This is a genomic window from Bradyrhizobium sp. TM102 (assembly GCF_009176685.1).
Taxonomy (GTDB): domain Bacteria; phylum Pseudomonadota; class Alphaproteobacteria; order Rhizobiales; family Xanthobacteraceae; genus Bradyrhizobium; species Bradyrhizobium ottawaense.
This window is the reverse complement of record NZ_AP021855.1, coordinates 6,947,705-6,972,295: the sequence shown is the minus strand read 5'-3', so window position 1 is coordinate 6,972,295 and position 24,591 is coordinate 6,947,705. Positions and strand designations below refer to the sequence as shown.

20 protein-coding genes and 1 tRNA gene are annotated in these 24,591 nt (G+C 64.7%); 16 read left to right on the top strand and 5 right to left on the bottom strand.

Annotated features, from left to right (window positions below; translation table 11 throughout):
* Positions 1–131 precede the first annotated feature (131 nt).
* The 10 genes from GDN70_RS32905 (at position 132) to GDN70_RS32860 (ending at position 11,505) form a co-directional block, all read left to right on the top strand.
* Positions 132–1,376 carry an MFS transporter gene (locus tag GDN70_RS32905; RefSeq protein ID WP_173015920.1) on the top strand — a complete coding sequence of 415 codons (1,245 nt, stop codon included), beginning with the start codon at positions 132–134 and terminating at the stop codon, positions 1,374–1,376.
* A 226-nt stretch (positions 1,377–1,602) separates the two neighbouring features.
* Complete coding sequence (locus GDN70_RS32900; RefSeq protein WP_244625847.1) at positions 1,603–2,454, top strand: outer membrane protein; 852 nt, start codon at positions 1,603–1,605, stop codon at positions 2,452–2,454.
* A 168-nt stretch (positions 2,455–2,622) separates the two neighbouring features.
* Positions 2,623–3,432 carry an outer membrane protein gene (locus GDN70_RS32895; protein WP_038947435.1) on the top strand — a complete coding sequence of 270 codons (810 nt, stop codon included), beginning with the start codon at positions 2,623–2,625 and terminating at the stop codon, positions 3,430–3,432.
* A gap of 74 nt (positions 3,433–3,506) precedes the next feature.
* On the top strand, positions 3,507–4,097 hold the full coding sequence (locus GDN70_RS32890; RefSeq protein ID WP_028140517.1) for a glutathione S-transferase family protein: 591 nt from the start codon (positions 3,507–3,509) through the stop codon (positions 4,095–4,097).
* A 17-nt stretch (positions 4,098–4,114) separates the two neighbouring features.
* Positions 4,115–4,579, top strand: a complete 465-nt coding sequence (locus GDN70_RS32885; protein ID WP_028140516.1) for a GNAT family N-acetyltransferase — start codon at positions 4,115–4,117, stop codon at positions 4,577–4,579.
* A 172-nt stretch (positions 4,580–4,751) separates the two neighbouring features.
* On the top strand, positions 4,752–4,943 hold the full coding sequence (locus tag GDN70_RS32880; protein ID WP_240536301.1) for a hypothetical protein: 192 nt from the start codon (positions 4,752–4,754) through the stop codon (positions 4,941–4,943).
* 81 nt (positions 4,944–5,024) lie between these two features.
* Entirely contained in the window at positions 5,025–6,197 is a 1,173-nt protein-coding gene (locus tag GDN70_RS32875) for a phosphoserine transaminase (protein WP_038971113.1), read from the top strand.
* Between the two features lie 168 nt (positions 6,198–6,365).
* Entirely contained in the window at positions 6,366–7,955 is a 1,590-nt protein-coding gene (serA, locus tag GDN70_RS32870) for a phosphoglycerate dehydrogenase (RefSeq protein ID WP_038947431.1), read from the top strand.
* A 156-nt stretch (positions 7,956–8,111) separates the two neighbouring features.
* On the top strand, positions 8,112–9,284 hold the full coding sequence (locus GDN70_RS32865) for an acetyl-CoA C-acyltransferase (protein ID WP_028140513.1): 1,173 nt from the start codon (positions 8,112–8,114) through the stop codon (positions 9,282–9,284).
* Positions 9,285–9,531: 247 nt separating this feature from the next.
* The gene (locus GDN70_RS32860; RefSeq protein WP_028140512.1) at positions 9,532–11,505 is read left to right on the top strand and encodes a methyl-accepting chemotaxis protein; all 1,974 of its coding nucleotides are present in this window, start codon (positions 9,532–9,534) and stop codon (positions 11,503–11,505) included.
* Positions 11,506–11,636: 131 nt separating this feature from the next.
* Here GDN70_RS32860 and GDN70_RS32855 read toward each other — a convergent pair whose 3' ends face one another.
* Positions 11,637–15,098 carry a PAS domain S-box protein gene (locus tag GDN70_RS32855; protein ID WP_152103559.1) on the bottom strand — a complete coding sequence of 1,154 codons (3,462 nt, stop codon included), beginning with the start codon at positions 15,096–15,098 and terminating at the stop codon, positions 11,637–11,639.
* A gap of 581 nt (positions 15,099–15,679) precedes the next feature.
* Between GDN70_RS32855 and GDN70_RS32850 the strand changes: the two genes are divergently transcribed.
* The 4 genes from GDN70_RS32850 (at position 15,680) to tenA (ending at position 18,389) form a co-directional block, all read left to right on the top strand.
* Positions 15,680–16,114: a phasin gene (locus GDN70_RS32850; protein WP_152103558.1), complete on the top strand. Its 435-nt coding sequence runs from the start codon at positions 15,680–15,682 to the stop codon at positions 16,112–16,114.
* Positions 16,115–16,579: 465 nt separating this feature from the next.
* Positions 16,580–16,656, top strand: a tRNA-His gene (locus tag GDN70_RS32845).
* 178 nt (positions 16,657–16,834) lie between these two features.
* Complete coding sequence (locus tag GDN70_RS32840) at positions 16,835–17,272, top strand: hypothetical protein (RefSeq protein WP_028140509.1); 438 nt, start codon at positions 16,835–16,837, stop codon at positions 17,270–17,272.
* A gap of 433 nt (positions 17,273–17,705) precedes the next feature.
* Positions 17,706–18,389 (top strand): thiaminase II, encoded by a 684-nt coding sequence (gene tenA, locus GDN70_RS32835; protein WP_028140508.1) that lies wholly within the window; start codon positions 17,706–17,708, stop codon positions 18,387–18,389.
* Positions 18,390–18,424: 35 nt separating this feature from the next.
* Here tenA and GDN70_RS32830 read toward each other — a convergent pair whose 3' ends face one another.
* Entirely contained in the window at positions 18,425–18,829 is a 405-nt protein-coding gene (locus tag GDN70_RS32830) for a nuclear transport factor 2 family protein (RefSeq protein ID WP_028140507.1), read from the bottom strand.
* An 84-nt stretch (positions 18,830–18,913) separates the two neighbouring features.
* Entirely contained in the window at positions 18,914–19,852 is a 939-nt protein-coding gene (locus GDN70_RS32825; RefSeq protein WP_028140506.1) for an AEC family transporter, read from the bottom strand.
* Between the two features lie 311 nt (positions 19,853–20,163).
* Here GDN70_RS32825 and GDN70_RS32820 point away from each other — a divergent pair, with 311 nt between their 5' ends.
* Entirely contained in the window at positions 20,164–21,303 is a 1,140-nt protein-coding gene (locus GDN70_RS32820) for a helix-turn-helix transcriptional regulator (protein ID WP_028140505.1), read from the top strand.
* A gap of 281 nt (positions 21,304–21,584) precedes the next feature.
* Here GDN70_RS32820 and GDN70_RS32815 read toward each other — a convergent pair whose 3' ends face one another.
* Positions 21,585–22,505, bottom strand: a complete 921-nt coding sequence (locus GDN70_RS32815; RefSeq protein ID WP_028140504.1) for a CoA ester lyase — start codon at positions 22,503–22,505, stop codon at positions 21,585–21,587.
* Positions 22,506–22,507: 2 nt separating this feature from the next.
* Positions 22,508–23,674: a CaiB/BaiF CoA-transferase family protein gene (locus tag GDN70_RS32810; protein ID WP_152103557.1), complete on the bottom strand. Its 1,167-nt coding sequence runs from the start codon at positions 23,672–23,674 to the stop codon at positions 22,508–22,510.
* 429 nt (positions 23,675–24,103) lie between these two features.
* Here GDN70_RS32810 and GDN70_RS32805 point away from each other — a divergent pair, with 429 nt between their 5' ends.
* The gene (locus GDN70_RS32805; RefSeq protein WP_028140502.1) at positions 24,104–24,448 is read left to right on the top strand and encodes a hypothetical protein; all 345 of its coding nucleotides are present in this window, start codon (positions 24,104–24,106) and stop codon (positions 24,446–24,448) included.
* The last annotated feature ends 143 nt before the right edge of the window (positions 24,449–24,591 follow it).

Here is a 24,591-nt window from a genome sequence, read left to right as displayed (position 1 = left end):
CTCCGATATCGGACTCGCGGGGAGGGTAAGACCCGCGCATTCCAGCCATTTGCGATTGACGGTGGTTCCATCGCCGCTTGCATCGTAATGAGCCGATGCGGCGGTTCGCCGCGCCGGCCGGGACCGCTGCATTGAACAAGCCTGTCGTCGTCTCAGAGGAAACGCTGACCGAGCCCGTCGTCGTCGACGTGGCACCCGCCGCCAAAACGGCAGGGCCGGCCTATGTCGTGCTCGCCGGCATCAGCTTCTCGCACTTCCTCAACGACACCATGCAGTCGCTGATCGCCTCGGTGTATCCGATCCTGAAGGACACCTACGCGCTCGACTTCGCGCAGATCGGCATGATCACGCTCGCCTTTCAGTTCACGGCCTCGCTGCTGCAGCCGGTGGTCGGGCATTACACCGACAAGAAGGCACAGCCCTATTCGCTGGCGATCGGCATGGCCTCGACCTTCTTCGGCCTCTTGCTGCTCAGTGCCGCGCACCAATATCTCGTCATCCTCGTCGCCGCCGCGCTGGTCGGTCTCGGCTCGGCGGTGTTTCACCCCGAATCCGCGCGCATCGCGCGGCTCGCCTCCGGCGGCCGCTACGGTTTTGCGCAATCGGTGTTCCAGCTCGGCGGCAGCTTCGGCACCTCGATGGGGCCGGTGCTGGCAGCGTTGATCGTGGTGCCGTTCGGGCAGGGCAGCATCGCCTGGTTCTCCTCGATCGCATTCCTCGCAATCCTCATCCTCTGGCGCATCGGCCGCTGGTATGCGCCGCAGATCAAGGCGAAGAAGACGGCGGCCGTTCAGGCGCATCCCGACGCGCCGAGCTCGCGCCGCGTCGCCGTTGCGCTGCTCGTGCTGGTCGCGCTGCTGTTTTCAAAACAGCTCTATGTCTCGAGCCTGTCGAGCTATTACATCTTCTACCTGATCGACCGGTTCGGCGTGTCGACGCAGGCAGCGCAGATCTATCTCTTCATCTTCCTCGCGGCGAATGCGGTCGGCGCGTTTCTGGGCGGTCCCCTGGGCGATCGCTTCGGCCGCAAGATCGTGATCTGGATCTCTATCCTGGGCGCGCTGCCGTTCACGCTGGCGCTGCCCTATGCCGGGCTCATCGGCAGCGCGGTGCTGTCAGTCATCATCGGCCTGATCATCTCCTCGACGACGTCGTCGATCATCGTATTTGCGCAGGAGCTGGTGCCGCACAGATTCGGCATGATCTCCGGCGTGTTCTTCGGCGTTGCCTTCGGCATCGGGGGCCTGGGCGCCGCCGTGCTCGGCAAGCTCGCCGACCACACCTCGATCGAGTTCGTCTACCAGGTCTGCGCCTACCTGCCGGCGATCGGCCTGCTTGCGGTGTTCCTGCCCAAGCTGCCGCGGCACGCGCGTTAACGGATTCTCTCCCGCTGCACTGCGGCTTTACACATCGTTAGCAATTGCGGCGTGAGGCGCTGCAATTTTGCAACGCTTCTCGTCCATGCGCGCGAGCAGTCAGGAAAAATCAACCTTAAAAATTAGGGTTAAGTGGCGCTTAAACATTTGCTGGCATCGTCCGCTCCGTGAGTTTCCAGAACGTGAGGCCTGCGTATTTGCCTCACCGGCCAAAAGGACGAAGCCAATGCGTAGCGTTAAGTCTCTCCTTGCCGCGGGTGCGGCAACCCTGATCTCGTCGATGGCATTCGCCGCCGATATGCCGATCGCGGCGCCCCCTCCCATGTACGCGCCGCCGGCCCCGCCCGCCGATTTCGGCGGCTGGTATCTGCGCGGCGACATCGGCTTCAGCAATCAGAAGACGAAGGATCTGCGCTACGGTCGCGAGTCGGCTTATTCGCAGCTCACCTCGTTCGATCAGCAGACTTCGTTCGACGCGGCCGGCATCTACGGCGTGGGCGTTGGCTACCGGTTCAACAATTGGTTCCGTGCCGACGTGACCGGGCAGTATCGCGGCAATTCAAATTTCAAGGGCACCGATCGTTTCACCGGGACCGCGGGCGGCGTGCCGTACAGCGGCATCGACAATTACAGCGCAAGCAAGTCCGAATGGCTGGTTTTGGCCAACGCGTACGTTGATCTGGGCACCTGGTGGTGCATCACGCCGTTCATCGGCGCCGGCGTCGGCGGTGCACGCGTTTCGATCGCGAACTTCACCGACACGGGCATCAACAACCTCGCCGTCGGAAATACCAGCTTCGCGAGCGCGCCGTCCGGCTCGAAGTGGAATTTCGCCTGGGCGGCCCATGCCGGTCTTGCCTATAAGGTCAATCCCAATCTCGTCCTCGAACTCGCCTACAGCTATGTCGACCTGGGCCCCGGACAAACCGGTGTCCTGTCGGACTACACCGGTGGGACCACGGGCAACGTCTTCAAGTTCAAGGATATCACCTCGCACGACCTGAAGCTCGGCGTGCGCTGGAATCTCGACAGCGCGCCGGCCTACATGCCGCCGCCGCCGCTTGTCACCAAGGGCTGATCGACACTTCGATCGGTTAGGACTTCTTAACGGCGCGGGATCATCCCGCGCCGTTTTGCTTTGCGTATTTTTCATGGCGAGTAGCGATGAAGGCGGCCGGCGCAACCATTGGTTAAGGTTAACGAGCCATGATCACGGATGAAAGTTCGAGTTCGATGGAGCGTTGCGATGCGTGGCCTTTTGTTGGCGGCGGCGATGTTGGGGACGGTGTCTGCCGCGCATGCGGCCGATATGCCCGATCTTCCCATCCTGCGCGGCAGCTTCACCGACGGTCTCACCAGGTCCAGCGTCAACTGGCAAGGCTTCTATGTCGGCGGGCAGGGTGGCTACGGCTCGTCCGATGAGAATTTCAACGGGTCGACCAGCAATATGATGGCGGCGCTGCTCGCAGACACCCTGATCGAGCAGGAGATGCAGGTCTCGCAATGGAATCTCGGCCTCGGAAAGGCCTCTCAGCGCAGCAGCGGATATGGTGCTTTCGTGGGCTACAATGCCCAATGGGACGATGTCGTGATCGGCCTGGAGGCCAGTTACCTGCACGGTAAGTTCGGCGGATCGACCACTGCCAGCGAAGCTCGCAGCAATACGCTGTCCGACGGCAACGTGCACACGGTGACGGCGAGCTCGACGGCTTCGATCGCGATCAAGGACATGGCAACGTTTCGCGGCCGGGCCGGTTATGCATGGGGATGCTTCCTGCCCTACGTGTTCGGCGGGCTCGCGCTCGGCAATGCCGATATCGTCCGCACGGTGAGCGCTCAGGATTTCGTGACGCCTGCCGGCGTTCTTCTGGGGCCGGTTTCCGCGAGCGAGGCGCAGCACAATCATCTGATCTACGGCTACAGCGGGGGGCTGGGCGTGGACGTCAACCTCGTCGGCGGTCTCTTCATGCGCGCCGAGTGGGAATACATTCGCTTCACTTCCCAGGTCGACACCAGTATCAACACCGTCCGCGCCGGCCTCGGCTACAAGTTCTGACGCAGCCGCGCACGCCGCGGTTGACAGCTCCGCGCCGTCCTGATGCTCTGTCGTTCCAACGCGGGGCGGCAGCGATGAAGATCTACGGCGACAGCAATTCCGGCAATTGTCTGAAGGTGAAGTGGGTCTGCGACAAGCTCGCATTGCCCTACCAATGGATCGAGATCGACACGCGCAAGGGCGAGACGCGCACGCCGCAATTCCTTGAGATGAACGGCGCCGGCCAGGTGCCCACCGTCGCATTCGACGACGGCCGCACGCTGGCGCAGTCCAATGCCATCATCCGCTATCTCGCCCGCGACAGCGCGCTCGTCCCGCGCGACGCCTTCATGGCGGCCAAGATGGACGAATGGCTGTTCTGGGAACAGTACAGCCACGAGCCCTATATCGCGGTGTGCCGCTTCCTCCTCGTTTATCTCGGCAAGGACGCATCCGAGCTCGACCCCGAAAAGGTCAAGCGCGGCTATGCGGCGCTCGACCGCATGGAGCAGCATCTTTTGGCCTCCCGCTTCTTCGCCGGTGAAGAGGTTTCGCTCGCCGACGTCTCGCTGCTCGCCTATACCCGCGTGGCGCATGAAGGCGGCTTCGATCTCGGCCGCTATGCCGCTCTCCGCCGCTGGATCGGCGAGGTCGAAGCGCTTCTCGGCCTCCCGCCGGCGCGCTGAGGTTGGACTTGCCTGACATGAACGCCGAATCCGTCTCCATTCGCCGCGCGCGCCGCGACGACGTTCCAGCGATCGTGGCGATGCTCGCCGACGATCATCTGGGCCGCGCGCGCGAGCGCGTCGAGGATCCGTTGCCTGCCGCCTATTACGAGGCCTTCGCGCGGGTCGAGCGCGATCCGAACCTCACGCTCGTGGTCGCCGAGAGCGAGGGCAGGGTGGTCGGCTGCCTGCAACTCGCGATCCTGCCGGGCATCAGCTCGCAAGGCGGCGTGCGCGGCCTGCTCGAAGACGTTCGCGTTGCTTCGGATTGTCGCAGCCGCGGCATCGGCGAGCGGTTGGTGCAATGGGCGATCGCGGAAGCGAAAGCGCGCGGCTGCAGTCTGGTCGAGTTGCTGACGCATGCGAGCCGCGTCGATGCGCAGCGCTTCTACAAGCGGCTCGGGTTCGCGGCGAGCCACGTCGGTATGACTGTCCGCTTTTGAGGCAGCTCCTCGCGAGCCTTGCGCGATCAGCGAATTCGGATCGCGCGCTTGTTCATATTAACAGCTGATAAACTACCCAGCCGTCGTTCGCGTTGATCCGGGAACGAACGGTGCTAGGCAGCGTCAGACACCGGGCTCTGTCGGTTCGGGGATTTCGATGACAAGCTATTCAATGATCAAGGTCGGCAACGATTACGTCGTGCAGGCCAATGACAAGTGCATTTTGAAAGTCGGCAGCCGTCGCAGAGCCGCGCAATTGATCAGCGAGGCCACGGACTTGCTGAATGCGCTCGCGGTCGTCGAATCCCCTGATATCGCACCGGAAGCACCATCACGCCGCCGTGAGACGCCGGAACTTCCTTGACGACTCTTCCTGTTTCCCGTATCAGCCGCGGCGGGACACCTCCCCCCAACGGGAGGCTGACTATCTGGAAGGGTAGATATTATGACTGTAGCGAAGCCCGCTTCGCGGCCGAACGTGCCGCATTTCTCCTCCGGCCCCTGCGCCAAGCGCCCCGGCTGGAACGCCCAAAATCTCCAGGACGCAGCGCTCGGCCGGTCGCATCGCGCGAAGGTCGGCAAGACCAAGCTCAAGCTCGCGATCGATCTGACGCGCGAAGTGCTCGAGGTGCCCGCCGATTATCGCATCGGCATCGTGCCGGCCTCCGATACCGGCGCGGTCGAGATGGCGCTGTGGTCGCTGCTCGGTGCGCGCCCCGTCACCACGCTCGCCTGGGAATCCTTCGGCGAGGGCTGGGTCAGCGACATCGTCAAGGAATTGAAGCTCAAGGACGTCACCAAGCTCAACGCAGCCTATGGTGAGATCCCCGACCTCGCCAAGGTCGATCCCAAGAGCGACGTCGTCTTCACCTGGAACGGCACCACGTCGGGCGTGCGCGTGCCGAACGCCGACTGGATCAGCTCTGCCCGCGAAGGCCTGACCATCTGCGATGCCACCTCGGCCGCGTTTGCGCAGCCGCTGGACTGGGCCAAGCTCGATGTCGTCACCTTCTCCTGGCAGAAGGCGCTCGGCGGCGAAGCCGCGCACGGCATGCTGATCCTGTCGCCCCGTGCGGTGGAACGGCTGGAAACCTACAAGCCGGCCTGGCCGCTGCCGAAGATCTTCCGCATGACCAAGGGCGGCAAGATCAATGAAGGCATCTTCGTCGGCGAGACCATCAATACGCCGTCGATGCTCTGCGTCGAGGATTATCTCGACGCGCTGAACTGGGCCAAGTCGATCGGCGGCCTCAAGGCGCTGATCGCGCGTGCCGACGCCAACACCAAGGTGCTCGCCGACTGGAAGGCGAAGACGCCCTGGATCGACTTCCTGGCCAAGGACGCTTCGATCCGCTCCAACACCTCGGTGTGCCTGAAGTTCACCGATCCCGCCATCACCTCGCTGTCCGAGGATGCGCAAGCCGACTTCTCCAAGAAGCTGGTGGCGCTGGTGGAGAAGGAAGGCGCCGGCTACGACTTCGCGTATTATCGCGATGCGCCGGCCGGCCTGCGCATCTGGTGCGGCGCCACCGTCGAGGCCAAGGACGTCGAGCTGCTGACGCAGTGGATCGACTGGGCTTTTGCCGAGACCAAGGCCACGCTCGCCAAGGCGGCCTGAGTTCTGACCCTCCCCTGGAGGGGGAGGGTCGACGCACCGTCAGGTGCGGCGGGGTGGGGTGATCTCTCCACACGGCGCACTGGCGAATTTCGAATTCGCAGCTTCACCCCACCCCGGCGCTTCGCGCCGACCCTCCCCCTCCAGGGGAGGGTGTGAAGGACACATCCCATGACCAAACCCAAAGTTCTCATTTCCGACGCGCTCTCGCCCGCTGCCGTGCAGATCTTCAAAGACCGCGGCGTCGAGGTCGACTTCCAGCCCAATCTCGGCAAGGACAAGGACAAGCTCGCCGAGATCATCGGCAATTACGACGGCCTTGCGATCCGCTCCGCGACGAAGGCGACCGCAAAGATTCTCGACAAGGCGACCAACCTCAAGGTGATCGGCCGCGCCGGCATCGGCGTCGACAATGTCGAGATCCCCGCCGCCACGGCCAAGGGCATCATCGTGATGAACACGCCGTTCGGCAATTCGATCACGACCGCCGAGCATGCCGTCACCCTGATGCTGGCGCTCGCGCGCGAAATCCCGCAGGCCGACGCCTCGACCCAGGCCGGCAAGTGGGAGAAGAACCGCTTCATGGGCGTCGAGATCACCGGCAAGGTGCTCGGCGTCGTCGGCTGCGGCAACATCGGCTCGATCGTCGCCGACCGCGCACTCGGCCTGCGCATGAAGGTGATCGCGTTCGATCCGTTCCTGTCGCCGGAGCGCGCCAAGGACATCGGCGTCGAGAAGGTCGAGCTCGACGACCTGCTCAAGCGCGCCGATTTCATCACGCTGCACACGCCGCTGACCGAGAAGACGAAGAACATCATCGACGCTGCCGCAATCGCCAAGATGAAGAAGGGCGTGCGCCTGATCAACTGCGCGCGCGGCGGTCTCGTCGACGAGCAGGCGGTGGTCGATGCACTCAATTCCAAGCACATTGCCGGCGCCGCGTTCGACGTCTTCGTCGAGGAGCCCGCGAACGCCAACGTGCTGTTCGGCCATCCCAACGTGATCTGCACGCCGCATCTCGGCGCCTCCACCACCGAAGCGCAGGAGAACGTCGCGCTCCAGGTCGCCGAGCAGATGTCGGATTACCTGCTCACCGGCGCGATCTCGAACGCGGTCAACTTCCCCTCGATCACGGCGGAAGAAGCGCCGAAGCTGAAGCCGTTCATCTCGCTCGCCGAGAAGCTCGGCTCGTTCGCCGGCCAGCTCACCGAGACCGGCATCCTCAAGGTCGAGATCACCTATGAGGGCCACGTCGCCGAGATGAAGATCAAGGCGATCACCTCCGCCGTGCTGTCGGGCCTGCTGCGGCCGATGCTGGGCGAGGTCAACGTGGTGTCCGCGCCCGTCGTCGCCAAGGAGCGCGGCATGGTGGTGGACGAGATCGTGCGCGCCGCCCAGAGCGACTATGAGAGCCTGATCACCGTGACGGTCGCGACCGAACGCCAGGAGCGCTCGGTCTCCGGCACCGTCTATCACGACGGCAAGCCGCGCCTGGTCGACATCAAGGGCATCCGCGTCGACGCCGAGTTCGGCAAGTCGATGATCTATGTCACCAACGAGGACAAGCCGGGCTTCATCGGCAGTTTCGCTGGCCTATTGGGCGACGCCAAGATCAACATCGCGACCTTCCATCTCGGCCGCGTCGAGCAGGGCGGCGACGCTATCGCGCTGGTCGAGGTCGATGGCGCGGTCCCGGCGGAGGTGCTCGCCAAGGTGCAGGCCCTGCCGCAGGTCAAGCAGGTCAAGGCGCTGACGTTCTGAGACGCTGACATATTCCGACCCGCGGAACAACGCCGCCTCCGTCACGGGAGGCGGCGTTTTTATTTTCCGCGCCTGCCAAACTTTGTGTACCAATGGCGCCAGGACAACTCGTTCAAAGAGCGCTCCGTTCAAAATCGCTCGACAAGGGAGAAAACAATGCGTGAAGCCGTCATCGTTTCCTATGCGCGCACGGGCCTCGCAAAATCCGGCCGCGGCGGGTTCAACATCACGCCGCCGATGTCGCTCGCGGCCCACGCCATCCAGCATGCGGTGAAGCGCGCCGGCGTCGACAAGGATTATGTCGAGGACTGCTATCTCGGCAATTGCGCCCATGGCGCGCCCAACATCGGCCGCCAGGCCGCGCTGCTCGCCGGCCTGCCGAAGACCACCGCCGGAGTATCGGTGAACCGGTTCTGCTCCTCGGGACTGCAGACGATCGCGATGGCCGCCAACTCGATCCGCTCGGACGGCGCCGACTGCATCGTAGCCGGCGGGGTCGAGAGCATCTCGATGCCGGGCGGCGGCACCCCGAAGGAATCGATCGATCCTGAATTGCTCAAGGTCGCGCCCGATATCTTCATGGCGATGATCGACACCGCCGACATCGTCGCCGAGCGCTACAAGCTCAGCCGCGAATATCAGGACGAGTTCTCGCTGGAATCGCAGCGCCGCATGGCGGCGTCGCAGCAGGCGGGCAAGTACAAGGACGAGATCGTCCCGATGAAGACCAAGATGAAGGTCGTCGACAAGGCGACCAAGGCGGAGAGCATCGTCGACTACGTCGTCGATCGCGACGAGTGCAACCGGCCCGAGACCACGATGGAAGGTCTCGCCAAGCTCGAGCCGGTGAAGGGTCCCGGGAAGTTCGTCACCGCCGGCAATGCCAGCCAGCTCTCGGACGGCGCCGCTGCCGTGGTGCTGATGGAAGCCAAGGACGCCGAGAAGCGCGGCCTCAAGCCGCTCGGCCGCTTCGTCGCCTGGGCGACCGCGGGCTGCGAGCCCGACGAAATGGGCATCGGCCCGGTGTTCGCAATTCCGAAGCTGCTCAAGCGCACCGGCCTCAAGGTCGACGACATCGACCTGTGGGAGCTCAACGAAGCCTTCGCCAGCCAGTGCCTGTACTGCCGCGACCAGCTCGGCATCGATCCCGCCAAATACAACGTCAACGGCGGCTCGATCGCGATCGGCCATCCCTTCGGCATGACCGGCGCCCGCCTCACGGGCCACCTGCTGCAGGAAGGCGCGCGCCGCAAGGCCAAGTGGGGCGTGGTGACGATGTGCATCGGCGGCGGCCAGGGCGGCGCCGGCCTGTTCGAGATCTACAGCTGATCCGGACCGCCACCGTCGTTTGAAGACAGGACAGCACGGCGCCACGAGCGCCGTGTTTTTTTGTCCGCGCCTGTGTATCTCACCGTGCATAACATGCCAGTAGAAACCTGGCGTGGGGAGTCCGTTACCTCTCGTATGACGGGTATCGTGCACAAGTACGTATTCATACGTGCCGGTAAATTAACGGTAGTTTCCTCGCCCTGACGTTTCATACTCGCATCAGCCACAACCGATTTTTGAAGCCAAGATGCGATTTCTCTCCCTTCGTCTCACCCACAAGATCACCGCGATCGGCGTCATTGGCGTCATCGGTGTCGTCCTGATCGGCGGCATCCATCTCTACGGCGAGAACGCGATGGCGTTCTATCGCGACGCCGCCGAGAAGGCGCGCACCATCTTCGAGCTGAACAACAGGATCGCCGTCGAGCTGCTCGAGGGACGCCGCGCCGAGAAGGACTTCCTCTTGCGCAGCGAACCGGCCAAGGCGCAGCGCCAGGCCGAGATCAGCCAGCAGGTCTCGCTCGATATCGAGAAGCTTCGCGCCAGGATTTCAGGGCTCGGCAAGCCCGAGCTGGTCGCGAGGATCGACGCGATGACCGCATCGCTGAAGACCTATCAGACCCGTTTCGCCGCGGTGGTCGAGCAGAGACAGCGGCTCGGGCTCGATGAAAAGTCCGGTCTCGAAGGCCGCTTGCGGGCCTCGGTCCACGACATCGAGACCAAGGTCGGCGAGCTCCGGAATCCGTCGCTCAAGGTGACCATGCTGATGATGCGAAGGCACGAGAAGGACTTCATGCTGCGTCGCGACGCCAGATACGGCGACGACATGAAGAAGCGCGCGGCCGAGTTTGTGACGGGCCTCGACGAGCCCTCCATTCCCGCCGATGCGAAGGCCGAGTTGCGCCAGAAGCTCGCCGATTACCAGCGTGACTTCTTCGCCTGGATGGAGACCGCGCTGGCTCTGGGAATCGAACTCAAGGCGATGTCGGAGGCCTTCTCCGCGGTCGAGCCCGTCATCGAGCAGGTGTCGCAAGCGGTCGACCAGATCCGCGCCGAAGCCGACCGGCTGAACGATGCCCAGCGCGACAGCATCCAATGGTGGATCGGCGTTGCGATCGCGCTGATCGCATCCGTCGTGCTCGGCCTCGGCATCTTCATCGGCCGCTCGGTTTCCAAGCCGCTGTCGGCCATGCGCGCGGCGATGATCGAGCTCGCCAACGGCAATTTCGCCATCGTGCTGCCCGGGCTCGGCCGTCCCGACGAGATCGGCGAGATCGCGCAGGCCGTCGAGACGTTCAAGGTCAATGCCGAGCGGAAGGCGCAGGAAGAGGCGGAAGAGAAGATCAGGCAGGACAAGCTTGCCGCCGAGCGCCGCCGCGCCGACATGATCAGGATGGCCGACGATTTCGAAGGCGCGATCGGCGAGATCGTCGAGACCGTGTCGTCTGCCGCCAACGAGCTCGAGGCGTCGGCGACCTCGCTGACCACAACCGCCAGCCGCTCGACCGAGCTTGCCACGCTGGTCGAGGCGGCCTCCGAAGAGGCCGCGACCAACGTGCAGTCGGTGGCCTCCGCGGCGGAGGAGCTGACCGCCTCCGTCCACGAGATCAGCCGCCAGGTGCAGGCCTCCGCGCGCATGGCCGGCGAAGCCGTCAGCCAGGCCGGGCAGACCAACGACCGCGTCAGCGAATTGTCGAAAGCGGCTGCGCGCATCGGCGACGTGGTCGAGCTCATCAGCGCCATCGCGGGTCAGACCAATTTGCTGGCGCTGAACGCCACCATCGAGGCCGCGCGTGCCGGCGAAGCCGGGCGCGGCTTTGCGGTGGTCGCCTCGGAAGTGAAGGCGCTGGCCGAGCAGACCGCGAAGGCCACCGGCGACATTGGTCAGCAGATTTCCAGCATCCAGGTTGCGACGGAGGATTCGGTCGGCGCCATCAAGACCATCGGCGGCACCATCGAGCGGCTGTCCGAGATCTCCTCCACCATCGCTGCCGCCGTGGAAGAGCAGGGCGCCGCGACCGGCGAGATCTCGCGCAACGTCCAGAACGCGGCCGCCGGCACCACGCAGGTGAGCGCAAACATCAGCAGCGTGCGCCAGGGCGCGACCGAGACGGGCTCGGCCTCCTCGCAGGTGCTGTCCGCGGCGCAGTCGCTGTCGAACGACAGCAGCCGGCTGAAGATCGAGGTGAGCAGGTTCTTGGACACCGTGCGCGCGGCGTGATGTCTGAGTTCTAGCGCGTCGATGCTTCCACATCGTCATGGCCGGGCTTGTCCCGGCCATCCACGTCTTGCCTGCGGTACCTAGAACGTGGATGCCCGGGACAAGCCCGGGCATGACGCCTGTGGCGACGCCTACGCCCCCGCCACCACCGGTGCGAACACCACTTCGATCAGCGTGCCGGAATTCCCCGCGCTCTTGATGTTGAAGCGGGCGCGGTTGGCCTCGACCAGGGCCTTGGTCAGCGACAGGCTTAGCGCCGAATTGTCTGCGGCGTCCCCGGGCGGCGGGGTGCGGAACGGCTCCATCGCGGCGGCGACTTCGCGCTCGGACAGGCCATGGCCGGTATCGCGGATGCGCAGCGCAATCTCGCCGCGGTCGGACAGCGCGGTGGAGACGATGACCTGGCCGCCGGCGCTGGCAAGCCTTATCGAGTTCGAGATCAGATTCATGGTGATCTGCCGCATCGCGCGCGCGTCCGCCGTGACCTGCGGCAGCGCATGCGCGAGCGAGGTGCGGATGATGATGCGCTCGCGATTGGCCTGCGGCTGCATCACGGTCACGCAGGCTTCGACGAGGTCGTTGAGGCTGAGGTTGGCGAAGTTGAGATCGAGCTTGCCGGTCTCGATCCGCGACAGCTCCAGGAGGTCGTCGATGATCGCGATGACGCGCTCGCCGGAGGCACGGATGTCCTTCATGTATTCGCCGTAGCGCTCGTTGCCGAGCGTGCCGAAGCGTTCGGAGATCATCACCTCGGCAAAGCCGATGATGGCGTTAAGCGGCGTGCGGATCTCGTGGCTGATCCGCGCCAGCATGTCGGCCTTGGCGTTGGCCGCGCTGTGGACGAGGTGGCGCGCCTGTGTCAGCTCGCTCTCGCCCTTCTTGCTCTGCGAGAGATCGCGGAACACGGCGAAGAAGTTCGGGCCGTCCGGCCGCGTGCGGCCCATGATCATCGCGAGCGGAATGACGCCGCCCTTCTTCTCGCGTCCGAGCACCTCGCGGCCGTGGTCGAGCAGGCTCGAAATGTCCTGGCTCTTGAGGCTTTCGAGATAGTCGGCGACGATCTGCCGGCTCTCCGGCGCGAACAGCGTCGCCAGATTCTGCTCGAGCAGGTCGGCGCCGTCATAGCCGAACAGCGCCTCCGCGCTGCGGTTGCAGGCGTGGATGTTGCCTTCGGCATCGAACATGACGATGCCCTCGGCGGTGGTGTCGAGGATCGCGGCGAGATCCTCGGCATCGGCATCGCCGGCCGCGGAGTCCAGCTCGGGCGCGTAGGGGAAGGATTCGGCGACAACAGATTCAGTGACGATCGTCTGTGCGATCACGGGCGCCGCGACGCTGGGCGCCGCCTGCGGCAGCGCGCAGATGAGCGCATGTGCGCTCTCGCCGTCCCAGTCGATCGTGTGCAGATGCGCCTCGGTGGTCGCAAGCGGTGCTTCGCCGTTCGCGAGCGTCGCGCTGATCGTGACAGGCGTGCCGGCTTGCGAGGTGCTGCTGGCCGAGGACACGCCGGGCTCGACATAGAGCGCATCGAGCCCGCCGGCATTCTCCAGCGCGTTGATGCCGGCATAGCCTATGCGCGCGAGGAAGGCGGGGTTGGCGTAGAGCAGGCGGTCGAGCCGGTAGATCAGGATCCCCGTCGGCAACAGGTCGAGCAGGGTGCGGTCGCGCGCGCTGGCGCCGCGCGCCGGCGGCGCGGGCTCGGTCAGCCATTCGGCCGGCGCGTGGGGCGGTTTGGGCTCGGGCGCCGGCGGCTCGTTGGTGATCTCCGCCACAGGCTCGGCGCCTTCTGCCGCGATCGTCTCGCGCTCGCGTTCGAGGCGCTCGGACAATTGCCGGGCGAGCTCATTGAACGCGCTGTTCTCGACCGGCGTCAGCGTCGGCGATCTCTGATCACTGAGTGATCTGACGTCGCCGTGCGGGCGGAACGGCACGACATTCGGAGGGGTTTCGACTGGCGTTTCCACTGACGTTTCCGGATCGGTTGGGTGTGAATTCGCGTCGCTGGTGGGCTCTAGCAGTTCAGGTTCGGGTGTTGGCTCGGGCTCGGCTGCGGGCGGCTCGATCGGCGGAGGCGGCGCCTCCGCGACCGGCTCGGCCTCGGGCGCGACCAGTTCGGCAGACGGGCCGTGCTGCGCCGGCGGTTCGGTCACCGTCTCGAAGCGCCTCATCGCTGCGAGACGGTTGAGGCCGTCGAGATCGCGGCAGACGCCAAAGCCCTTGAAGCCGGCAAAGTTGCGCGACTGGTCGTAGACCGGCAGGCCCGCGAGCTCGACCGGCAGATGCTCGCCGCCGTCAGCTGGCCAGTTCACGGTGATCCCGGCCCAGGTGTCGTGGCTTGCAAGCGCCTCCGCGACGCGGCCATCAGGATCGAGCGAGAATTGTTCGGCGATCTCGCGCCAAGGGCGGCCGAAGCCGGCGGCGGTGCGCGCGCCGATCAGGCGGATGAATTCGTCGGAGAGAAGCACAAAGCGACCCTCTGCATCCATCTGCCAGAGGAAGCGCAGCGGATGCTGACGCGGTGCGGGCGATTCTTGGCCCGACGACTCCCGGCCAGACGATTCCTGGCCCGACGGCGGCTCGACCATGCCTGATGTGATCGGCGCAGCCTGCGGCGACACAATGGCTTGGTGCGGGTTTTCAACCGGAGTCTTTGGCGCGATGTCGGCGGTCTGGTCCGGCGTTTCGCGAGCTGGTTCTCGAACAGGCTCTTCGGCCGCGTCCTCAATCCTTGCCGAGCCCTGCGGTTCAGGCGCGGTCGTCTCGGTTGCCGTGGGCGCCTCGATCGGCTCGGCGAACGCATCGAACAACGAGATCCCGGCCGATCCGTCCTGCGCCGGTGGCGGCTCGCTCGGCGTGGCCGCGGCCTGCGGCGCAGATTCAACCGGCGTCTCGTTTGCGGCTTCCGCCGTGCTCTCTTGCACGGCCGCTGCGGGCGCAGCTTGCCTGGCCGGCTCGATCAGCGCGATTAGGCCGACATCGGCCCCTAGGCCGACCCGTTGCAGCACCATCTGGCCGATGCCGATCGGCGTTTCGACGCGGCCCTCGCGCAGCGCATCGTTGCGCGCCTGTTCGAGGCCGGCCTCGCCGAGATCGCGGAAGCCGAGCAGGGAGCGGGCGGCCTCGCTGGCGCCGACGAACAGGCCGTCGGGCGCGAACGCCGCCATCGGCATCTTCGCGTCTTCGACCAGGCGATGCAGCCGCTCGACCAGCGGCATGGTGCGCAAGGTCGCGTCCATCGCGGTGACGAGCACCGCGTGTCCGCCATCGGCAAAGTCGAGCCGGGCGCAGGCGCAGGTCATCAGCGTGCCGAACCGGGCGCCGAAGCCGCGCAGACGTTCGAGCCGCACGGTGCCATTCGCGGGCAACTGCCGGGCGAGCCGGGCAACCTGGCGGCGATGGGGGTCGGCCGGACCGAACACTTTGTCCGCGAGCGTTGCGCCGTTCGCCGCGCCGAACAGCTTTGCGCCGACCGGATTGGCCCACAGCACGCGCGTCCCGTCGATCGACCACAGCCATGTCGCGAGCTGCGAGGTCGCATGCACGGCCAGCCGGGGATCGCCCACACCTCGCAACTGGAAATCCGAACTCGTCATCCGACCGGCTGTGTCTCACGCTTGAAGCTGGCGGCTGCCGGGAATGACAGCCTTAAGAAAGGGTTAGTATCGCCCGCGCCCGCGGGCAGGTCCACGGCCCCGGTCCGCGGCGGCGGCCCTAAGCCGCGATAACCTTAATCAGCCCGAACCCGCAAGCCGCCGCCCGGTTCATCCAAGGGATTCGAGGCGAGGCGCTCTCCGCCGTCATTCCGGGGCGCGCTCAGCGCGAACCCGGAATCCATCGGGCCGCAGAGACGGTGGTGGAATGGATTCCGGGCTCGCGCTGAGCGCGCCCCGGAATGACAGCGGGCTAGCCCGACCCACCCACCTCAACCCCCGGTTCCCCCATACCGGAACCTCATCCTAACCTAGATTAAATTTCGCAGCGCACCCTGTTGGCGCATTGCGCTGCACAATGTTGACACGATAGGCAGCCATAATGCTGAGCGCTGGGCGAGCCATCTCTTTGTTTCGCGTTTCCAGTCTTTCGTACCCGCTCAATGTGTGACGGCCCAGACCGGGGGCCGGCGGGCGCGCCAGAAGGCTCACTCCATTTTTTTCAATTAGCGTGAGGGACAACCATGACAGGTGCGACTGATCCGTTTTCTGCCTCGATCATTCCGTTCGAGGTCCCCGAGCAGATGCGTGCGTTCGCCGAAAAGGGCGTGTCGCAGGCCCGCGAAAACTACGCCAAGTTCAAGGACGTGGCCGAGAGCCACAACGGCACCGTCGAGGCCGTGTTCACCTCGGCCAGCAAGGGCGCGAGCGAATACACCGCCAAGCTGGTGGAGTTCATGAAGGCCAACACCAGCGCCCAGCTGGACTTCGTCCAGCAGCTGTTCGGCCTGAAGTCGCCGGCGGAAGCGCTGGAGCTGTGGACCGGCCACACCCGCACCCAGCTCGAGACCCTCCAGTCCCAGGCCAAGGAGCTGGTCGAGCTCACCCAGCGCGTCGCCGCCGAGACCGCCGAGCCGATCAAGGCCAGCGCCTCGAAGTTCTACAAGCCCGCCGCCTGAGCGGTGAGGCAGGTTTGAACTGGCGAAACCCGGGCCAAGCGCCCGGGTTTTTCTTTGCCTCTCCCGCTTGCGGGTATGCTGGTAGCCACGAAGGTCGTCATGCCCGGGCTTGTCCCGCCTGCGCGGCCGAAGCCGCTTCGGCGAGGCGAAGGCCCGGGCATCCACGTTCTCAGTGCCGCGCGCAAAGGCGTGGATGGCCGGGCCAAGCCCGGCCATGACGATGTGGGAGCCTGAGCGCCTAAAGCTTCAGCGTCACACGCGGTGCCCTGCTCGAGCGGACGGCGGGCAGCGTAACCCCTCGATGCCCGCCATCAAGCCCGATTTCGTCGCATCGACGGCGATTTCAGCTGGTTTTTCGCCCCATTGCGGCCTTGCCAAACCGGGCCGTTGCACCTAGTTTCCGCCCCGTCCAGCCCCCTAGGTCGACGGCCTTTTCAGGTAGCCCCGAGGGCGGCTCGCCAGGATGCAGTTGTAGCTCAGTTGGTTAGAGCGCCTGTCTGTGGAACAGGAGGTCGGTGGTTCGAGCCCACCCAACTGTACCAGCGCCTCCACGTCAGCCATCCAGCTTGTCGAACGGTCTGAGATCAGCAGCTCTCCTGAAGCCAAGTCACTTTAATCAAAGATTGAACGTGCATGCGTCTCAACCGGCTTCTCGGATTGGGACTGAGCGCTCTATCGTCTTCGCATTGGGCCGAGGCTCGTTGGTCGTCGGGGTGGTGCATGATTGGTGGAGCTTCGGAGAAAGTAGGGGGCGCGAGCCGCCCGGATAGTGTCATTTGGTACGAGCGCCTGGCTGGTGCGGCGCTTGTCACGGGCTTGGGGTCGGCTGCTGCGAATCCCGCCAGCCTCGCCAAGTACTACAGCCTGTATCCAATCGGCTATCCGATCATGTTCCTTTGCTCCATCTTAGGGCAGTCGCTTTGGATTTGGCTGATTGCGCGAAAGCGACAGAATTGGGCTCGCTGGATCAGTCTCGTCATGGTCATTATCGGAATTCCGAGCGTCATCATCGACTTCGACGAACGTTTCCGGCTCAACGCTGTTGCGGCGATCCTCTTTCACATCGGATATCTATTGTTGGTAGTCGCCGTGGTGCTGCTCTTTCGCAGCGACGCCCGCCAGTGGTTCTCGCGCGCGCGTGTCGCGCCAGACGTCTAACGATTGTGTTGCTCTTTCAGTAGCGTCCCTTGCGATATATTTTCAACGTTCCCGGAAAATGAAGTGCCGCGAGTACTGCTCATGCAACGGAGTAAGCACTGGTCGAGCCGCGGCAAAGACGGAAGAACTTTCATTGTCAGTTAAGCGCACTGTCACCGTAATTCGGAGCGATATTTTCATGCATTCGCCGGGCGATAGTTTCCGCCTGAACGCATGGGTGCCGCAGCCGTAACGCAAGCAGGGAATTGCGGTGAGGGTGCACGAAAGACGTTTGCGCGGACAGTGCACCAAACCCTCGACGCGGGGAGTGCCCCATCCGCAACGCTGTTCAAAGCCAATTCTGTCCGCCGTCACCGTAGCTCCTCGTTCCGCAATGCGCTATCGGTAGTGAACCAAAGACGTTCAAGGACCAACAAGCCAGGCAAAAACCATCGTGAGTTTCTTCGAGCGTCTCAAGACAGAAGCATCCGTTGAGTGGCGGGCCTACACCGAACATCCCTTTACGAACGGATTGGCGGACGGCTCGCTCTCTGAAGCTGCGTTTCGTCACTACCTCGTTCAGGATTACCTGTTCCTCATCGAGTTTGCTCGCGCCTACGCGCTCGCGGTCTACAAGTCGCCCAGGCTTGCCGACATGCGTGAAGCAGCGGCCGGCCTGTCGGCCATCCTCGATGTCGAGATGAACCTGCATGTGAAGCTCTGTGCCGATTGGGGCCTATCCCCGGCCGATCTTGAACAGGCCCCTCCGGCGGCCGAGATGCTGGCCTATACACGCTACGTGCTCGACGCTGGAATGCGCGGCGATCTGCTGGCACTCAAGGTGGCGCTTGCCCCCTGCGTGATCGGGTACGCCGAGATCGCAACGCGGCTCGCCTCGCGACCCCATGCGGACGCTGCGACGAACGCCTATCGCGTCTGGATCGCGGAGTACGCCGGCGTGCCGTACCAGGAGGTCGCTGCCAAAGCCCGTGCGCACCTCGACCATCTCGCCGATCTCTACGCCACGCCGGCCCGCGAGGCCGAGCTGACTGCGATCTTCAAGGAAGCCACCCGGCTCGAGGCAGACTTCTGGGAGATGGCCTGGCGCGAGGGCCAGCGTGTTGCCGAGTTACGGTGACAGTGCGCGAAACTCCTACGGAGCTGCATCCCGCCTCACGCAATCATCGCCTTGATCTGCGCCGTGTCCGCAAACTCGATCAGCTCGGCGATCTTGCCATCCTGAAATCTGAACAGGTCCAGGATCTCGGTGCTGAAAGTCTTTCCGCTCGGATTGTATCGAACGAGAACCCGGGAATGGACTGCAACGCGATCCCCGTCGACCAGCTCAGCCAGGATCTCGCGGCTTTCGAAGCCGAAGGTGGCAGTGAACTGAGTGAAAGCCCCGCGCAGGGTCGGGTGCCCCTCCATGCGTCCCGTCAGTTCGAGCGCACCCTTGTCGCCCATCAAGGTGAAGTGGCCGTCGGGATGAAAAGCCGCCACCAGGCCTTCGACGTCGCCGTCGCCGCGCGCGGCGTAGGCGGTCCTGATCAATGCGAGCATGTCTTCGCGCTGTGCCATGTGCCCCTCCCTGAAACACGTATCAGGGCAGCCTAGCGACCTTCGCGTGTAAAGGCAAAATCTTCGAGACGATGCTGCGCGTGCTCAGCGCGCCACCACCCAAACCACCACCGGCAGCGTCGCCGCCGCCAGCAGCGTGCCCAGCGCCACCGCCCCCGACACCGGGTTCACCAGCCGCTGATACTGCACCGCGAAGATGTACGCATTCGCGCCGGTCGGCATTGCCGCGAACAGCACGACGACACCGGCGGCCAGCGGCGGCAGGTCGAGCAGCTTTGCCAGCACGAACGCGGCCGCCGGCATCGCCGCCAGCTTGAGCGCGCACATCACCAAGATGCTCAGCTTCTCGCCCTTCACCTCGAAGCGGAACAGGTTGATGCCGAGGGCGATCAGCGCCGTCGGCGAGCCCGCCTGCGCGAGCAGCTCGATGGTGCGGTCGACGACCGGGGTGAGGCCGAGGCCGGTAAAACGCCAGACCACGCCGAAGCCGATCGCCAGCATCAGCGGGTTGCGGGCGAGGTCCGTGAGCACCGGCCAGATCACCGACAGGGCCGAGCCGGTCCGCTTGCGGTTGACCAGCTCCATCTGCAGGATGCCGCAGAGCCAGAGCAGCGGCGTGTTCACCGACAGGATCAGGGCCATCGGTCCGGCGGCCTCATTACCCAGCGCCGAGAGCGTCAGGGGAATGCCGAGCATCACGATGTTGCCGTAGACCGAGCCGATCGCGAACACGACGCCGTCCTCGCGATCTTCCCGCGGCGCGCGGAGCAGCGCGGAGATCGCGAGCGCCGCGATCCAGATGACGGCCAGCGCGCCGTAATAGGCGCCCCACATCCTGTAGGGGCTGACATCGGGGAATTCCGACACGACGATGGTGCGGAACAGCAGCGCTGGGATCGCGATGCTGAAGGCGAATTCGCTGATGCCCTTGTGCGCGGCCTCGGAGACGAAGCGAAACAGCACCGCGGCATAGCCGGCCGCGATCAGCGCAAACACCGGCGCGACGATCAATAGCGTGGCCATGCGCCGCTACGACCCCAGTCCGATGATCCGGCGTGCCATCCGCCCATTGGCATAGTCGATCATCTTGCCTTCCAGCGTCACCGCCCCTGATGACGGTGGCAGTGCTTGATGACGGTGATAGTCCACAAGAACGCCCGCACCGCAGAGCGCACGTTAGCCGCAAGGAAGACCAAAGACAATTTTGTGCACCGCCACCGTAACCGATCTCTCACGTAGAAATCCGGTAGAAGTCCCGGGAAAGCGGCCGGACGGCAATTGCTTGAAGGCAATCTCGTGTAACCTGAATGCATTCTCTGATCGATTTGGATCCCATGCCCCTTGCCGCCGACCGTCTCCTCGCTGCCGTCGAAGCGATCTACGATACAGCAGCGAGCCCATCACTCTGGCCATCCGCTCTTGGCAAGATCGCAGGCTGCTTCGATGACGCCGGCGCGATCCTGCAATGGCGAAGGGACGACGGGGCCTTCGGAGCCATCGCCTCCGAAAGTCTCGCGCCGGCGCTCACCGACTATGGGACGCGTTGGGCGCAGCACGATTTCAAGGCCGAACGTTGCATCTCGGCCGGCCTTTACGTCAGCGGCGAGCCCTTTACCGATCGACACATCGGCCCGATCGACGACGCCTACCTCAACCATCCGTTCAGCAGGGAATTCCTCGCAAGGCACGGTTTGGGCTGGTTCGGATCGATCGGGGTGTCACCCGACCCCCGGATCATCGTGGCTCTCAGCGTGCAGCGAGCCTTCGCCAGGCCGCAGTTCTCCGACGCCGAGCTGGACCTGATAGCGACGCTCGGGCGCCATGCCGAGAAATCGTTGCGGCTGTCGATCAGGCTGCTTGATACCGAACTGGCCAATCTGGGCCTTGGCGACGCCCTCGCGCGGATCGGCATCGGCGTGTTCGCGCTGGACTCGTCGGCGCGTGTGCTGTTCGCCAATCCGGTTGGGGAGAGCCTTCTCGGCGAGGTGTTCGACCTCGTGAACGATCGTCTGCGTGTTCGCATGGTGGCGAGCCGCGCGCCGTTCGAGGCCGCCATGACGCAAACGCTTCGCGCCGAGGCGCGCGATCTGCTGGCCGAGCCGAGACCCATTCTCGTCGAGTCGAGTGCAACAGGCCGGCGTTTCGTCATCTACCTGCTCCCGATCACCGCCGGCGCACTTTCAGACGGCCATTTTCTGACCCGCACGCGAGCAATCGTGCTCGCGATCGAGCAGAAATCTGCCGAGCCTCCGGATCCCGCCATCGTGCGGGACATCCTGGGCTTGACGCTCGGGGAGGCCAGGATCGCCTCGCTGGTGGGCTCGGGCGTTCCCCCGAAACAAGCTGCGGGCCGGCTCGGGATTGCCGAAGACACGGCGCGCAATGTGCTGAAGCGCGTATTTCAGAAGCTCGGCATATCCAGGCAAAGCGAGCTCGCGGCGCTGCTCGGCCGGCTCGTGTTGCGAGGGCCTTGAATCACCGGCCTTGGAGCACCGGTCTTGCATTCTGGTGCACCCACCATATGAGAGTGATTTCGCCCGTGGCCATCCTTCGAGACGCCCGCCGTTGGCGGGCCCTCAGGATGAGGACCGAGTGCCTTGCGCTAGTTTCAACGGGCTCGATTGCCGCCTAGCCTCACCCTGAGGAGACCGCGAAGCGGGCGTCTCGAAGGACGAGGCGCTTGCTCCGATGTCCCCGCGAAGCATATGCGATAGCCCTGCTCGAAGGGGGCGTCGGGAATGGCTCGTAAGCGCCGCTACGACCCCAGGGCGATGATCCGGCGCGCCATCCGCACATTGGCGTAGTCGATCATCTTGCCGTCGAGAGTCACCGCGCCCTGGCCTTGCGCCTCCGCCTGCTCCATCGCTTCGACGATCCGCCGCGCCTGGGCCAGCTCCTGCTCCGACGGCATGAACGCGCGCAGCGTCGGTTCGATCTGGTCGGGGTGAATGACCTGCTTGCCGTCAAAACCCATCGCCGCGGCCTTTTGCGCAGCGCTTTCGGTCAGCGTGGCATCGCGGAACGCGCCGCAGGGGCCGTCGATGGCATGAAGGCCGAACGCGCGGGCGGCGACCAGAAGGCGCATCATCGGATAGGCGAACAGGTCGAGCGGGGCAGAGGCATAGCCGCTTTGCGCCGATCCGACATGGCGGTAGCCATCCGGCGACACGCCGATGTCGGAGGAGCGGGCGCCGATCGACGCCGCGAAATCGCCGACGCCGAGATGCAGCGCGGCGACGCTGTCGTGACATGCGGCGAGCGTGTCGACATTGACGAGACCGAGCGCCGTCTCGATCAGCAATTCCAGCGCGACCGGCGAAGCGCGATCCGGCGCGGCGGCGCGCAGCTGATCGGCGATCGCAACGATGTCGCCAGCGCGCTCCGCCTTCGGCACGATCACCGCATCCAGCCGGGGAAGCGCCGCCAGCGCGCGGATTTCCTGCGCGATGAAGCGGCTGTCGGCGGCGTTGATCCGCACCGTGACGCGCTTGGTGCCCCAGTCGAGCGAGGAGAGGGAGCGGACGGCTTCCTCCAGCGCAAAGCTCTTCTCCGATGGCGGCACCGCGTCTTCGAGATCCATGAAGACCGCGTCCGCAGCCGAGGCCGCCGCCTTGGCGACGAGACGGGAGCGATGCGCGGGGACGGCGAGGTAAGCCCGCGTTGGCCGTTGTGCCATCGTCAAATGTCCTTCGCCAGACCGAGTTCGCTGAAAATGGCTTGATTGTGCTGCCCCACATCCGGCACCGGATCCATCCGCGGCTTGACGCCTGGAATGGTGAGCGCGGGCAGGAAGCTCATCACCGGCCCGCACGGCGAGCCGACGCTCTGCACCCGGGACCGCGCGCGGAGCTGCTCATGCTCCAGGAAGGCCTCGATCGAATTCAGATGCGCGTTGGCGATCGAGGCCTCATCCAGCAGTCGCAGCACCTCCTCGCTGGCCATCGCGGCAAAGCGCTGCTCGATATGCGCCTGCAGATCGTCGCGGTTCTGCATGCGCAGCGGATTGGTGCGGAAGCGCAGGTCGTCGGCGAAGCCGGCATCGCCGAGCACGATGCGGCACAGCGAGCGCCATTCGCGATCGTTCTGGATGCCGAAGAAGATGGTGTTGCCGTCGCCGACCCGGAACGGGCCGTACGGCGCGATCGTCGCGTGCCTGGCCCCGGTTCGCGGCAACGGCCGTCCCGTGCTTTGCGTGTAGAAGGCGGGATAGCTCATCCAGTCCGTGATGGAATCGAATAGCGAGGCCTGAAAGGCGGTGCCCTTGCCGGTCCGCTCGCGACGGTACAGCGCCATCAGCACGCCGTTGAGGATGTACATGCCGGTGGCGATGTCGACCACCGACAGCCCGACCTTGGCCGGCTCCGCCTCGGTGCCGTTGATGGCGAGAACCCCGGCCTCGCACTGGACCAGCAGATCATAGGCCTTCTTGTCGCTGTAGGGGCCGCCAGTGCCATAGCCCGAGACGTCGCAGGCGATGATGCGCGGATGTTTGCGCAGAAGCGATGCGGCATCGAGGCCGAGCCGCTCGGCAGCGCCGGGCGCCAGGTTCTGGATGAACACATCGGCCTGCGGCAGCAGGGCATCGAGCACCTTGCGGCCGTCCTCGCTCTTGATGTCGATGGCGAGGCTTTCCTTGGAACGGTTGGTCCAGACGAACTGGCTCGACATGCCGTTCATCACGTGGTCGTAGTCCCGGCAGAAATCCCCAGTGCCCGGCCGCTCGATCTTGATCACCCGCGCGCCCCAGTCGGCGAGGTGCCGGCTGGCCAGCGGCGCTGCGATCGCCTGCTCGAGCGAGACCACCGTGACACCGGACAGCGGCAGATCCGCTTCATTCCCTTCCATTGCGATCGCTTCCTCTCGTGCGCTTTCCGACCAGCGCAGGAGACAGGCCGACCACCCACGCGCATCTTTTTGATGATGACATAATGCTCCCGTTTTGCCCGACGAGTCAAATTCGGCTTCGTTAAATCCTAAGTCGTGAAATGCGTAACGATTGCCGCGACTTGGCTACTGTGCATGGGGTTGTTTTCGCGTTTTTTGTGGGGCGGAGCACTCTTTCCTCGCGCACAGCTGTCAATCCCCCGCGCCTCCATGTGGTCGTCATGCCCGGGCTAAACAACATGCCCGGCCATGACGTCGTGGACAGCTAGCGGAAGTCTGCCCCATCCTGTTGCCAAGACCGCACAGGTCCGACCTTTCGCATCTGCCCTCGTTGCCAACGAACCGCCGTTCACCCACTATTCCCTCCGACTCGACATGTTGGGGGGATCGATGCCGGCGTTTCGCTTCAAGACATCCTTGGCTGCTGCAACCCTCGGGATGGCCCTGGCGGTGCTGGTCCGGCCCGGTATCGGCTTCGCCTACACCCCGGAGGAGCAGCAGGCCTGCACGCCGGATGCGATGCGGCTGTGCGGCGAGTTCGTTCCGAACGTCGACGCCATCACCGCCTGCATGATCAAGAAGAAGGCGCAGCTCTCGCCGCAATGCCGGGTGTTCTTCCGGCCCGGACCCGAGCCGGGCGAGGCCCGCGCCGGCAAGCCGACCAACATCGCGCCCAAAACCGCGAAGAAGAGCACCAAGCCGGCGGCGAAGAAGAAAAAGACCAGCGACAGCTGAGCGCGGGACAGCCGCGTTCCTTGTCTGAAACCTTCGTCATGCCCGGCGTCAGCCCTGCGCCAGCGAGCGGACTCCTTTTGTTCGCGCAGGCCGCGCTGATGCCTGCGGCAATTACGAACGCGCGATGGAAAAGAGTCGGATAA